Here is a 13,073-nt window from a genome sequence, read left to right as displayed (position 1 = left end):
AGCGCTTTTTTCTTTGCTGCCTGTTGGTTACCCTTTGACGGAACCAACCATTGCACCTTTCACGAAATACTTCTGGACAAATGGATAGGCGATCAACATTGGCAGAGTCGCAACGACGATCACGGCCATTTTTACGGATTGTGCTGGGGGGACAACATCGACACTAGCGGCATCGGCGTTCATCCCGCTGGAGACGATCACGATTTGTCGAAGGAGCACTTGGATCGGCCATTTCGCTGAATCATTGATGTACAAGATTGCTGATTGATAAGTATTCCAATAACTAACAGCGTAGAACAAAGAGATCGTCGCAATCGATGGTAAGGAAAGGGGTAAGATGATACGGAAAAAGACGCCCCAATCAGAGCAACCATCCATTTTTGCGGATTCTTCTAAACTATCAGGAATCCCTTGGAAAAAGTTTCTCATAATGATCATATTATATGCACTGATGGCGCTCGGTAAGATCAATGCCCAGAGAGAATCGATCAAGCCGAGGCTTTGTACCAAAATAAAACTTGGGATCATCCCACCGCTAAACAACATGGTAAATACGACAATAAAGTTGAAGATGCCGCGTCCATGCAAATATTTTCTCGAAAGAGCATAGGCCATAAAAGAGGTCAAGATCATTGAAAGAACCGTTCCGACGATGGTCACGAAAAGGGAAACACCAATACTCGTAAAAATCGTGGGTGTCGAGAGAATATACCGGTAAGCATTTAAGCTAAATTCACGTGGGATAATGATAAATGTTCGTGTCGCGATCTCAGAAGAAGAAGCAAAGGAGCTTCCGAGAATGTTTAGAAAAGGTAAGAGACACGTTAAGGTGAAGAGTAGTAGAAAGCCAATAATAAATCCTTGAACGACCCGTTCACTTTTCGGGCGGTTCGTTTTTTTCAGGGTTTGTTGCATAGAAAAAACCTCCATCTTTTTTTACTTAAATAGGTACTTCCAACGTATCATGAGGCGGGGACAACGTATATAATCACTTTTACATGTTAAGAAATTCACAATAGTGATAAACGTTGATAAATCAAGGGTTTTCCAAATCGATTGAGAAATAACCTTAAAAAATGTATGCCTTTTCAAAGCTGAGAAAATGATTATATACGTTATCTTTTTTTCACGCTACCATGGGACTATCAAATCAAAAAAATTCGGAGGAACAAGTATGGAAACAAAAGTTGATAATTACTTCTCACCACTTAATGAAGAAGAACAGCGGCTGCGGCTGAAAAAGAAAAAATGGGCGCAAATCAGAAAAAATCGTGCCCTCTATATTATGGTATTGCCGGGGATTTTATATTTTCTTATTTTCCGTTACATACCGATGGGCGGTTTGGTCATCGCTTTTCAAGACTACCAACCATTCTTGGGGATCCTAGGAAGCCCCTTTGTTGGCTTCACTCATTTTATTCGGCTCTTTACTGAAGATACCTTCGTGATGTTGATGCGCAATACACTGATCATGTTTTTCTTAAATATCACGATTTCTTTCCCTTTTCCTATATTATTGGCACTTATGCTAAATGAAGTAAACAATCGCCGTTTGAAAAAAGGGATTCAAACCATCATTTATTTGCCTCATTTTATGTCGTGGGTCATCGTTGTTTCCATCTTCTATGTTTTATTAACGACAGAAGGTGGTGTAATCAATAACATGATCGAAAGTCTTGGTGGCGAACGTATCCCGTTTCTAACAAGCCGCACGTGGTTGCGTCCAATGTACATTTTCCAAGATCTTTGGAAAGGTGCCGGTTGGGGGACGATCGTCTATCTAGCCGCTATTACCAATGTTGATGAACAGCTTTATGAAGCTGCGGATATGGATGGGGCTGGCAAGCTACGAAAAATGTGGCATATCACATTGCCTTGTATTCGTCCAACGATCGTAACCTTATTGATTTTAAAGATAGGTTCGATCTTAGATATGGGCTTTGAGCATATGTTCTTGTTGATGAACTCAATGAACCGTGAAGTTGCCCAAATCTTTGATACCTTTGTCTATACCGCCGGGATTCAAAATGGTCAATTGAGTTACTCGACAGCTGTTGGGCTGTTTAAAGGACTTGTTGGCTTGATCCTCGTTATCTTTGCGAATCGTTTGGCGAAAAAAATTGGCGAAGACGGGATTTATTAAGAAAGAAGGGATCACATGACGATCGAAAAGATCACGAAAATCAACGAAGGATTACTCGCATTTTTGACGCTGATCGCACTTCACTTTCTTTGGCTCAGTGTGACTCTCCTGGGAGGGGTCCTCTTTGGCATTGGCCCTGCGTCGTATGCCATGATGAAATATTATGATCGCTGGCTTCGTCTTCATGAACGACCACCTTTGATCAAAAGTTTTTTCTACTATAGTAAAGAACGGTTCCGACAATCGGTGCTGATCAGTTGGTTGTTCCTGATCATTGCAGCGATCGTGATCACCAACATATTTGCGCCATTTCCATGGTTTATCCAAGTAGCGAATGTCCTCTTTTTGATTGCGTTTCTCTTTTTATTCATGCACGTGTATACCGTCATGGCAGCCACCAACTTTGTGACCGTGTTTGAGATCCTGCGGGGGAGTGCGTTGTTAGGTTTAGGCTATCTGCATTATTCGATCATAAGTTGGACGATTTTGATCGTTGGCTATTTAGTCCTGGGCAGTTATTTCTTGATCGGCCTCTTTTTGATGGGTAGCAGCTTAGTTGGTGGTGTTTTTGCCCTTGCTGGTAAAAAAATTCTTCAAGATATCCACCCAATTGAAACAGATCAGGTGGTTTCAAAAACGGCATCGACTACGGAGCAAACCGTTGCCAGCAAAGGAGATGAGGTCATTATCTAAAGAAAACGGCTCAAAGACTTTTACTGGTCCGCAAACAAAACGGTCACTAGAGAACACCTGAAAATAGCAAGACAAGCTGAACCCTCATGAAATACAGCCAGTAGAACGGATTCATTCAAATAGCTCTATGAATTGAGGAGACTACAATAAAAGGAAGTATCGTACATGAAGAACTATTCGGAAATTGCTTTGAACACATTATTTGAGCGCTATGACTACTTATGCAAAGAAAAAATTTATCACGGAAAATGGTCCTATGACATCGGAGTCGTTTTACAAGGCGTGAAAGAAGCCTATGAGCAAACTGGTGATAAACGCTATTTTGATTATATCCAAAACACGATGGATTTTTATATTGACGAAGACGGTTGTATCAAAAACTATCAGATGGATGCGATGAATATCGATTACATCAATAATGGCAAATGTTTATTCTTAGTATACAAAGAAACAGGTGCTTCAAAATACAAGATCGCCTTGGACACGCTGTATCAACAATTACAGCAGATGCCAAGAACAAGCGAAGGCGGGTTCTGGCATAAAAAAATCTATCCTTATCAAATGTGGTTAGATGGCTTATATATGGGAGCTCCATTTCTAACAGAATACGCACTGACATTTGAGAAAGAAGAAGCATTGGAAGATGTAATCAAGCAATTCACCTTATGCTTTACTCATACCCTAGATCCAAAAACGGGTCTTTTGTATCACGCGTGGGATGAACAAAAAGTCCAGCCGTGGGCAGATCCTGAGACCGGTTGTTCAAAAAATTTCTGGGGACGGTCAATGGGATGGTTCATGATGGCTCTCGCAGATACGATGGTGCTATTAGGGAAATCAGAGCAGAAGAATCCATTAGAAAAAATGTTTGTCTCCTGTCTAGAAGCTCTTGCTAAAGTAAGAGATCCCCGGAAAAAAGTGTGGTATCAAGTCTTAGATAAAGGCAGTGAGCGTGGGAATTATTTAGAAGCATCCGCTTCTTCAATGATTTGTTACGCAACAGCGAAAGCAGTCAAAGCAGGGATCATCGATCAAAAATGGCAAGTGTTTGCCCAAGAGACCTATCAAGGATTGCTTGATGAGTTTGTCTTTTTAACAAAAGAAGGCTGGTTGAATCTGATCAGAAACTGTGAAGTTGCTGGACTTGGTGGCCCAGATGATCGGGATGGTACGTTTGTATACTATATCAGTGAACCCGTTATCACAAATGATTTCAAAGGATACGGTGCCTTTTTACAAGCGAGTTTACTGCTGCAACCACTAATGGAGGAAGGAAGCAAGAAATGAATATCCAATTGACTACAGCTGATTTACAAGAAAAAGAAGGTCTGTTGACAGAAGCGATTCAAGAAAAAATTGATGAATTGCATCAACAAGGAGGAGGCAGAATCACTTTTTCCGCAGGACGCTATCCGACAGGTGCGCTCTTTTTAAAAAGTAACATTGAACTGCACCTACTATTGGGGGCGACCTTAGTATTTTCTGATGATCCCAAAGACTATCCCGTCGTTGTGTCTCGCTGGGAAGGGGTCAAACGGGAAGTTTATGCCTCTTGTTTATATGCGGAGAATGCGGAAAATATCGCTGTCACAGGACTAGGAATGCTTGATGGACAAGGGCAAAGATGGTGGAAGACCTTTCGGGAAAATCGTGAACAGCTTGCTTATCCACGACCAAAATTAATCAGTTTTGACTCTTGCCAGCAAATTACGTTGAAAGATATCCGTCTTGTCGATTCACCAAGTTGGACCGTCAATCCGATTCTTTGCCAAGATCTAACGATCGATAATCTTCGCATCAAAAATCCAGCGGATTCGCCAAATACGGATGGGATCGATCCTGAATCTTGTAAAAATGTCCGCATCAGTAACTGTCATATCGATGTTGGTGATGATTGTATCGCCATCAAATCAGGAACGGAGGACACCAAAGAACGGGTCGCTTGTGAGAATATCACGATCGTAAATTGCCATATGCTTCATGGGCATGGGGCAGTCGTTCTAGGTAGTGAGATGAGCGGCGATATTCGTAATGTCACCATCAGTAACTGTATTTTTCAAGATACCGATCGTGGTATTCGGTTGAAATCCCGTCGGGGACGTGGCGGAACGATCGAAGATATTCGAGTGAATAACATTGTGATGGATAATGTTATCTGTCCATTCACTTTAAATCTTTACTATTTCTGTGGACCGAAAGGCAAAGAAAAGTATGTTTGGGATAAAAATCCGTACCCGATCACCGAGGAAACCCCTCATTTTCGGAGAATCCATTTTGCAAATATCTCGGCTCGGAATGTTCATGCGGCCGCTGGATTTGTTTATGGCTTGGCTGAACAATTTATTTCAGATATCACTTTCCAAGATATTGCTGTCTCTATGGCTGAACACCCAATTCCAGGAAAGCCTGCAATGATGACAGGTATCGAAGAGATGACAAAACAAGGCTTTTATATTGGCTGTGGACGGAATATTCAGTTTGATCGTATCAATTTGGAAGGCGTAACTGAAGCGTTCCATATCGAGAATAGTCGGGAAATCTCCGTCACACAATCATTTGAGAATCGTCAGCCTCTGGCATTTCAAGGAGATTTTTTGTGAGGGATCCTCAGTTACTTCAGCTGCTAGGTCCTGATATGAAAGTTGCACCACAAGTGGTTCAGCAAACAAAAGAGCAAGTGCAAAATTATACCTTGGAACATTTACTTCTACGATTAAATCAAGAAGAGGATGTCCCTGCATACTTTGCTTATCCTAGCTCTCAGCAACCTGTTCCACTCGTTTTGTTCAATCATTCTCATGGCGGCGACTTCACGAGGGGGAAAGAAGAACTGCGACAAAGTCCGTGTTATATGCAAAAAGAAAGCCTATTCGCTACATTTATGAAGTTGGGCGTCGCCGTTGGGGTGATCGACATGTGGGGCTTTGGCGAACGAAAAAACGGTGAGAATGATAGCTACAAGCGGTTTTTGTTGCAAGGCAAAACATTATGGGGACAACGAATCTATGACAATCAACAGTTTTTGACCTATCTTGCTTCCCGCAAAGAAGTGAAACAGTCCGCTATCGCCACATTGGGACTTTCTATGGGCGGCTTGATGAGTTGGTGGTTGGCAGCACTTGATGAACGGATATCAGTGGTGGTGGACATGGCAGCACAAGTGGACTATCAAGCATTGATCGAAGAGGACTGTCTAAGCAAACATGGGTTTTACTATTATGTTCCTAATGTGTTGAAAGACTTTACGACTGCGGCGATCCAAAACCAGATCGCACCACGCCCGCGTTTAAGTTTGGTTGGCAAAGAGGATCGTGGCTGCCCTTCAAGCGGCGTCGCTCGTTTGGATCAGCAGGTCGGGCAGCATTATGAAGCAATAGGCTACAAGGAGCATTGGCAGACGTGTCGCTTGCCAGGTGGTCATGAAGAAACCAAGGAGATGAGAGCGCAGTGGATCGAATTTCTAAAACAACACCTCCTATCAAGCTAAAGGTTAGTAAAGAGCCGCAAAAGGGTGATTTTACGAGTATCCAAGCAGCCGTGCTGGCTGCTGAAGCCTTAAACGTACCTTGTGAGATCACGATCGCCTCTGGCGTGTATCAAGAACAGGTGAAAATTTATAAAAACCAGCTTACGTTGATCGCGGAACCTAACACGTTCTTATGCTACCACTTGGCTGCCGAGCAAATCGATGAAAATGGGCAAAAAAGAGGAACGTTTCAAACAGCGACGCTCTTTATCAATAGCCGAGAAGTCTTTGTAAAAAACCTGACCATCATCAATGACGCAGGGTATGGGCAAGCAGTCGGGCAAGCAGTTGCCGTCTATATCGAAGGGGATGACATTCGCTTCGAACGCTGTCATCTCGATGCTTTTCAAGATACCTTGTGCCTGGGTCCATTGCCAAAATATACCAAAGAAGGCGAACCAATGATCAGTCCTTGGCGAAAGACAATCTTTGACCAACAACAGAGTTTGTTTTTGCATTGCAGGATCAGTGGAACAGTCGATTTTATTTTTGGCGGTGGTTCCGCCACCTTTGAAGAGTGTCGCTTGCATTGTAAAAATACACCACAAACGAACTACATTACTGCTGCCTCAACCAGCAAACAAGCAAGCGGGTTAACCTTCGATCGGTGTCGGGTGACAGGGGACAAAGCCTATCATTTAGGCCGTCCTTGGCGTAATGACGCCAAAGTCACCTTTTTATCCTGCTGCTTTGATCAACAGCTCACCCCTTGCGGATGGTCTGATTGGGGAAAAACAGCAAGCCACCAAACGGTCATATTCACGGAGCGAATGTGTTGTTACCAAACAAGCCCCAAACGTCCTGAATGGGTGACTATCGAAGGAGTGATAGAAAAATGAGCAAGGCAAAATGGTCTGGCTGGATCGGGATGGTTCTCGCTCTGGTGTTGATGGGCGGCTTTTCCTTGGCGATCAATCAAATGACTGTCCAGCAGTTCGAAGAGATCTTTCAACGTGCGTTTCCCACTATACTGAATCAAATGACGGCAGAAGCAGCATTGGCGCAATTTCAAACACTCGGTGCTTGGTTTGGCTTCACGCTGTTGGCACTCCTGATATTGGTTTCAGTGGCGACGATGCTTGTTCGCTATCGTAATTATCGAAAGCAATCTTGTGCTATTTATTTTTTGACTGGTGTCGTGACATTGATTGGTAGTCAAATGATCGCTTTTCCGATTGCCTTTTGTTTCTTTTTAGCGGCGGGTTTTTGTTTTCTCCATCACGATGACGGACACAAGAAAAAAACAACGGACGCAGTCAGCAAACAAGGAGGGGTTGCATGAAGGCAATAATCAATAATCCGATTTTAAGAGGGTTTCATCCTGATCCGAGTATTTTAAAAGTCGAGGATACTTATTATTTAGCGGTTTCTTCCTTTGAGTGGTTGCCAGGAATTCGGGTCTACTGTTCTCAAGATCTAGTCAATTGGTCCCATGAAACAGATATTCTGACCAATCAAGTGGATTTATTAGGCAACGCAGCAAATTGCAGCATTTGGGCACCGCAAATCAGCTACGCAAACGGACAATACTATTGTGTCTATACAAATGTTCGCAACACGACACGCCCCTTCAAAGACTGTCGAAACTATCTCATCACGGCTCCTACCATTCATGGGCCATGGAGTGAGCCCATTTACTTAAATGGTAGTGGCTTTGATCCGTCCTTGTTTCATGATCAAGAGGGGCGTATCTGGTTACTGAATGCGCTTTGGGATTATCGTAAGGATACACCAAATAAATCGGTGGGGATCGTGCTCCAAGAATACTCTGAAGCACAAGGCCGCTTGATCGGTGACAGAGTGCCAATTTTTTCTGGAACCCAGCTGGCGAAGACTGAAGCACCGCATCTTTATTACCACAATGAGTGTTATTACTTACTGACGGCAGAAGGAGGAACGGGTGCAGGTCATGCGGTAACAGTTTGTCGTAGTAAAACCATCACTGGACCTTATGAAGTAGATCCGCATTTTCCCATGATGCGTGCCTATCAGCGCGAAGATTCCCCTTTTCAATGTACAAGGTCATGGCAGTTTGACGATTGCGCCATCAGGAGAATGGGTCATGAGCTATTTGATGACTCGGCCAGTAGAAGGGGCAGCGATCCTTGGACGAGAGACAGCACTCCAAACTGTCTATTGGGATCACGAAGGATGGCTGCGTCTTAGCAATAACGATACGATCCCAGATCAAACTATCAGGCTCGCTAGCGACGCTCAGAAGCAAAGGGCATCACCTGCTGTTTTTATTGATGACTTTAAAGGATCGTTGCAAAAAGCATGGAACGGTAGACGATTGCTGCCCAATGAAGAGTGGTGCAATCTGAGTGAGCGGCCAGGGTATTTGCGATTGATCGGCGGAGAATCGATGCAATCGAACTTTCATAAGCACTTATTGGCGATTCGTCAACAAGACTTTTGTTTTGAAGCTGAAACAGTGATGGAATACCACCCCCAATCGTTCAATCAGATGGCTGGATTGTCGCTTTTCTTAAATGAAGAAAACTATTTGTTTTTCTACGTAACCTATGATGAAAAAGAAGACAAGGTCCTTCGGTTGCTGCGGTGTTGTGAAGGAGAATTTCACTTGTTCCCAGATAAATTGCCCCTCGCTGCTGCAAGTGAGCCGATTGGATTGAAAGTAGTCGGTTCTTATCTAGAAGCCCAATGGTTCTATCGGCAATCACAAACGTGGCATCCCTTTAAAAAGCAAAACATCCAGTTCTTGTCTGGTGGTTTTACGGGGAATTTCATTGGAATCAGTGCCCATGATTTAGATCACTTTGGCAAAAGCTATGCCGATTTTGAATATTTTACGTATCAAGGGAAAGATCCGCTCGATGATGGCTCCCTAAAAATAGAGAAAGAAGGTTAACAAATGAAGAAGTTGAAAGTTGCAAGTTTATTATTATGTGCTGGACTGTTTTTAGCAGGCTGCGGCGATGGTGGAGGTTCACCTGAAGGACCAGAAAGCGAAGGGAAATCAAGTATTTCGTGGATGGCGATGCTACATACTGCTTCCCCACCATCTGGAGATGTCACGCAAAAGCTAGAAGAATACACAGGGGTCGAGATCGACTTTACGTGGGTGCCAGATGCTTCAAAAACAGAACGCTTGAATGCAGCATTGGCGTCGAATTCTTTAGCAGATATCGTTAGTCTGACAGAAATCAATAACACAACCGTCCGCAGCTCACTCGCATCTGGAATGTTCTGGGATGTGGAACCCTATTTAGAAGAGTTCCCGAATTTGGCAGAAATTTCCGAAGATCGGTTAGAGTCTTCTCGAATTGATGGTCGAATCTACGGCGTTCCGTTTTTAAAACCGATCGCGCGTTATGGCGTCCTTGTCAGAAAAGATTGGTTGGATAATTTAGGCTTGGACGTGCCGTCGACATTAGAAGAATTAGCAGCTGTCGCCCAAGCCTTTACGGAAGATGATCCAGATGGAAACGGTGCGGATGATACGGTTGGTTTCGTAGAGCGTGATGAGTCCTTTAACGTTGGGTTCCGTTCACTTTCAGGTTACTTTGGTGCAGACAATTGGTTTACGATCACGGATGATGATGAAGTGATGCCATCCTTTATGCAACCAGAATACAAAGAAGCAATGGAATGGTTCCGTAATATCTATGATAACGGCTGGATGAATTCTGATTTTGCGGTAATGGCGAAAAATGATCAGAAGAACTATATCGTTCAAGGTCGTGGTGGGATCGTATTGAGTGGTTTGCAAGAAGTACGTAACTACATTGATGATGCAGCTGGTACTGATGAAGAGCATATGGAATGGGTCTTGATCAATGATATCGTCCATGAAAATGTGGAACGTCGTATCCTTTCTGATACCAATGGTGGAATGGGCGGCTGGTTAGCCATTCCGAAAAACAATGTTGAAACCGAAGAAGACTTACGTGTTGTTTTGAAATTTATCAATGATTTGATGGACGAAGAGCCGTTTACGTTGATGACGCAAGGGATCGAAGGGGTTCATTATGAAATTGATGATGAGGGTGTCTATGTCCGTTTAGATGATACGAAGTGGCAACAAGAAGTACAACCATTTTCTTCGTCTCGTCCATCAGAATTAGTAACAGTTTTCCCTTCAAGCAACCCATATGTCAACTTAGCCAATGAAAAGATTCGCGAAAATGAAGAGTTTGCGGTGATCAATCCTGCACAATCGCTGACCTCTGAAACCTATGATCGTTCATGGTCAAGCTTGATTGAAGGAATCTCAGACGCTTACTACCAATATATGACTGGGGAAATCGAGATCGATGGGTTTGATACAGCGATCGAAACCTTCTTAAGAAATGGTGGACAGCAAATCATTGACGAGTTCACGGAAGACTATCGTTCACAACAATAAAGGTCACAAAAGGTTCTGATCATCTATTGAGAAGAAATGGATGAAGTGAGGAGCCGCTACTGCTGAAAGATTTGAAGACCAAGACCAGTTGAAGTGATTCGCTGCTTGGTCTTCTTTTTGCTTCAAAAGCAGTGAAGAAAGGAGAAGCTATGTTTCAACTAACTGTTCGGGGGCATGATTTAAAGAATTATGGGTCCCCAGAAGAATTAGCGCAAAAAATTGCCGCCCAAAACATTCATAACATTCAATTTGCATTAAATAAATCCTTCCCACAATGGGCAGAGCCAGAGCAATTAAGCCCTGGTTTAGGCCGCTTTTTCAAACGAGTTTTTGGTCAATCTCACGTTCAGGTCGCTTTATTAAGTTGTTATTGTAATCTGATCCATCCTGATCTGGAAAAACGGGAAGCGATTTTATCCAGATTCGAGACCTATCTCGCACATGCCAAATATTTTGATGCAGCTATGGTCGCAAGTGAAACTGGTTCGGTTTTGCCAAATATGGGGTATACCGAGGAAAATTTTAGTGACGTCGTTTTCGATGATTTGGTTCAGGTGATCAAGCGTTTGGTCCAAGTGGCTAAGAGACATCAAGTGATGCTAGGAATTGAAGCGGGCTTGAATCATCCACTATCATCGATCGACCGAATCCAAGAATTGCTGGAACGGGTACCCTCTGACTATTTAGGGATCATCTTTGATCCAACCAATCTGATTACTGCGAAGAACTATCAAGAGCAAGTCGCTTTGACAAGGGAAGCTTTTTCCCGCTTTGGCGATGCCATCGTTTGCTTGCACTTGAAAGACTATCAAGTAATCGATGGGAAAATCAAGGTAGTCCCATTGGGAGAAGGAATGATTGATTATCAACAACTATTGGTCATCACCGTTGAATACAAGCCATATTGTTATGTTGTGTTAGAAGGGACGACCGAAGATGCGATGCAGCCAGCCATTTCACTGATTGAAGCATTGAAAAAGTGAGGCAGATGTCTTTGATTGTGACTGATGCGGAAATGCTTTGTTTCTAGGAATCACGGAAGATCACGGAGTCCTTTCCTCAACAAGCAGATTTATTTACTTACTAAAAGTTAGTGTTATACTTAAAGGTACAAGTGAATTTAACTGTTTAGAAAAGAGGAAATAGCGATGAAAATGATTCAATCAACCTATCAAATCGATGCAGCAGCCGCAATTGGCAAAGTCGTTTTAAAAGTAGCAAACATAGAAAAAATGAGCCAGTTTTATTCGGACGTGATCGGCCTGACTTTATTGGAGCAAAGTGTAGATCACGCGCGATTAGGCGTGGGAGCGCAAGCGCTTTTAGTTCTAGAGAAGGTGAGTGATCCGTTGCCTTTGACACGGAAAACAGGCCTTTTCCATACGGCGTTTCTTTTGCCTAGCCGTAAAGACCTAGGAAATATGCTGATTCATTATTTGGAAGCCAAAGCTCCCCTCGATGGTGCCAGCGATCATGGATATAGTGAAGCGTTATACCTGACCGACCCAGAAGGAAACGGGATCGAAGTGTATCGTGACAAACCGATGAGTGAATGGGATATTCGAGCAGATGGTGAGATCGTAGGCGTTACTATCGAAATGGACGCGCAAGGCGTGCTGGGAGCCGCTGACCGATCTCAAACGACCTTTCCAGTTGGCACCACAGTGGGGCATGTCCATTTGAAAGTGGCGGACTTGGCAAAAACAGAAGAATTCTACACAGAAGTTTTAGGCATGCGTTTGACCTCAGATTTTGGTAGCCAAGCAAAGTTTTTTGCTGCTGGTTCGTATCATCACCATATCGGATCGAATATTTGGATGGGAAGAAATGTTCCAGCTATGGAAGAACAGGATCTAGGCTTAGCGTACTTTACGATCGTTTTGCCAGCTTTGGCTTTTTCTACGTTACGAAGTCATCTCAAGGCAAGAGGCGTTTCGTATGAGTTAGAAACAGACAGCCGCTTGCATTTGACTGATCCGAATGGGATCAATCTGATCATCGAAAGAAAGAATCAGCCTTAAGATGGAGGTTTTTTCATTCATGAAATGAGAGAATAACCTATAATCAAGTAAAAGGAGAGCAAGCATGAAAAAAAACGGGGCGGGACAATCACTATTTCTAGCATTATTGATCAGCATGGGCTTATTTTTCTTTGTCCAAGGGAAACAATTAATAGAAAGTGGGGCGTCTCCTGTGATTTTTATTGCTTTTTCGGCTTTTGCAGGAATTATCGGAGTTGGTGTCTATGGTCTTCAAGCAATAATGAAGCAGCATCGGCGCAAAGCCATGGTACCAATCAAAACCAAAAAATAAAGAAACCGACCAATCTTAAACAGGAAGAT

At 43.2% G+C, this 13,073-nt stretch carries 12 protein-coding genes and 1 pseudogene; 12 read left to right on the top strand and 1 reads right to left on the bottom strand.

Annotated features, from left to right (window positions below; translation table 11 throughout):
• Positions 1 to 27: 27 nt before the first annotated feature.
• Positions 28 to 915 carry a carbohydrate ABC transporter permease gene (locus IGI71_RS10040; RefSeq protein ID WP_015509917.1) on the bottom strand — a complete coding sequence of 296 codons (888 nt, stop codon included), beginning with the start codon at positions 913 to 915 and terminating at the stop codon, positions 28 to 30.
• A 259-nt stretch (positions 916 to 1,174) separates the two neighbouring features.
• On the opposite strand from IGI71_RS10040, the gene IGI71_RS10035 reads away from it, so the two are divergent.
• The 12 genes and pseudogenes from IGI71_RS10035 to IGI71_RS09980 all read left to right on the top strand — a co-directional run bounded on the left by IGI71_RS10035 (position 1,175) and on the right by IGI71_RS09980 (position 13,044).
• The gene (locus tag IGI71_RS10035; protein WP_005229934.1) at positions 1,175 to 2,143 is read left to right on the top strand and encodes an ABC transporter permease; all 969 of its coding nucleotides are present in this window, start codon (positions 1,175 to 1,177) and stop codon (positions 2,141 to 2,143) included.
• 15 nt (positions 2,144 to 2,158) lie between these two features.
• The gene (locus tag IGI71_RS10030; protein ID WP_005229936.1) at positions 2,159 to 2,836 is read left to right on the top strand and encodes a YesL family protein; all 678 of its coding nucleotides are present in this window, start codon (positions 2,159 to 2,161) and stop codon (positions 2,834 to 2,836) included.
• 165 nt (positions 2,837 to 3,001) lie between these two features.
• Complete coding sequence (locus tag IGI71_RS10025; RefSeq protein WP_128488408.1) at positions 3,002 to 4,123, top strand: glycoside hydrolase family 88/105 protein; 1,122 nt, start codon at positions 3,002 to 3,004, stop codon at positions 4,121 to 4,123.
• Positions 4,120 to 5,436, top strand: coding sequence for a glycoside hydrolase family 28 protein (locus tag IGI71_RS10020; protein ID WP_128488409.1), 1,317 nt, complete (start codon positions 4,120 to 4,122; stop codon positions 5,434 to 5,436). The genes IGI71_RS10025 and IGI71_RS10020 overlap by 4 nt, the downstream gene beginning before the upstream one ends.
• Positions 5,433 to 6,323 (top strand): dienelactone hydrolase family protein, encoded by an 891-nt coding sequence (locus IGI71_RS10015; protein WP_128488411.1) that lies wholly within the window; start codon positions 5,433 to 5,435, stop codon positions 6,321 to 6,323. The genes IGI71_RS10020 and IGI71_RS10015 overlap by 4 nt, the downstream gene beginning before the upstream one ends.
• Positions 6,284 to 7,201, top strand: a complete 918-nt coding sequence (locus tag IGI71_RS10010) for a pectinesterase family protein (RefSeq protein WP_118215157.1) — start codon at positions 6,284 to 6,286, stop codon at positions 7,199 to 7,201. Before IGI71_RS10015 ends, IGI71_RS10010 begins: the two co-directional genes overlap by 40 nt.
• Complete coding sequence (locus IGI71_RS10005) at positions 7,198 to 7,644, top strand: DUF4064 domain-containing protein (protein WP_118215156.1); 447 nt, start codon at positions 7,198 to 7,200, stop codon at positions 7,642 to 7,644. Before IGI71_RS10010 ends, IGI71_RS10005 begins: the two co-directional genes overlap by 4 nt.
• Positions 7,641 to 9,234 (top strand): annotated as a pseudogene (locus tag IGI71_RS10000) (glycoside hydrolase family 43 protein). The gene IGI71_RS10005 and the pseudogene IGI71_RS10000 overlap by 4 nt, the downstream one beginning before the upstream one ends.
• Before the next feature lie 3 nt (positions 9,235 to 9,237).
• The gene (locus IGI71_RS09995) at positions 9,238 to 10,731 is read left to right on the top strand and encodes an extracellular solute-binding protein (protein WP_015509909.1); all 1,494 of its coding nucleotides are present in this window, start codon (positions 9,238 to 9,240) and stop codon (positions 10,729 to 10,731) included.
• Between the two features lie 149 nt (positions 10,732 to 10,880).
• The gene (locus IGI71_RS09990) at positions 10,881 to 11,714 is read left to right on the top strand and encodes a sugar phosphate isomerase/epimerase family protein (protein WP_430615620.1); all 834 of its coding nucleotides are present in this window, start codon (positions 10,881 to 10,883) and stop codon (positions 11,712 to 11,714) included.
• Positions 11,715 to 11,879: 165 nt separating this feature from the next.
• Complete coding sequence (locus IGI71_RS09985) at positions 11,880 to 12,752, top strand: VOC family protein (protein ID WP_430615617.1); 873 nt, start codon at positions 11,880 to 11,882, stop codon at positions 12,750 to 12,752.
• A gap of 64 nt (positions 12,753 to 12,816) precedes the next feature.
• Positions 12,817 to 13,044, top strand: coding sequence for a hypothetical protein (locus IGI71_RS09980; RefSeq protein WP_005229963.1), 228 nt, complete (start codon positions 12,817 to 12,819; stop codon positions 13,042 to 13,044).
• Positions 13,045 to 13,073 lie beyond the last annotated feature (29 nt).

Source organism: Enterococcus sp. DIV1279b (assembly GCF_050531515.1).
GTDB classification, from domain to species: domain Bacteria; phylum Bacillota; class Bacilli; order Lactobacillales; family Enterococcaceae; genus Enterococcus_D; species Enterococcus_D casseliflavus.
This window is presented reverse-complemented; position numbering and strand designations above follow the sequence as displayed.

Coding starts and splice junctions, on each gene's coding strand:
- IGI71_RS10040 (WP_015509917.1), bottom strand. CDS start 915: ATGCAACAAACCCTGAAAAAAACGAACCGCCCGAAAAGTGAACGGGTC.
- IGI71_RS10035 (WP_005229934.1), top strand. CDS start 1,175: ATGGAAACAAAAGTTGATAATTACTTCTCACCACTTAATGAAGAAGAA.
- IGI71_RS10030 (WP_005229936.1), top strand. CDS start 2,159: ATGACGATCGAAAAGATCACGAAAATCAACGAAGGATTACTCGCATTT.
- IGI71_RS10025 (WP_128488408.1), top strand. CDS start 3,002: ATGAAGAACTATTCGGAAATTGCTTTGAACACATTATTTGAGCGCTAT.
- IGI71_RS10020 (WP_128488409.1), top strand. CDS start 4,120: ATGAATATCCAATTGACTACAGCTGATTTACAAGAAAAAGAAGGTCTG.
- IGI71_RS10005 (WP_118215156.1), top strand. CDS start 7,198: ATGAGCAAGGCAAAATGGTCTGGCTGGATCGGGATGGTTCTCGCTCTG.
- IGI71_RS09995 (WP_015509909.1), top strand. CDS start 9,238: ATGAAGAAGTTGAAAGTTGCAAGTTTATTATTATGTGCTGGACTGTTT.
- IGI71_RS09990 (WP_430615620.1), top strand. CDS start 10,881: ATGTTTCAACTAACTGTTCGGGGGCATGATTTAAAGAATTATGGGTCC.
- IGI71_RS09985 (WP_430615617.1), top strand. CDS start 11,880: ATGAAAATGATTCAATCAACCTATCAAATCGATGCAGCAGCCGCAATT.
- IGI71_RS09980 (WP_005229963.1), top strand. CDS start 12,817: ATGAAAAAAAACGGGGCGGGACAATCACTATTTCTAGCATTATTGATC.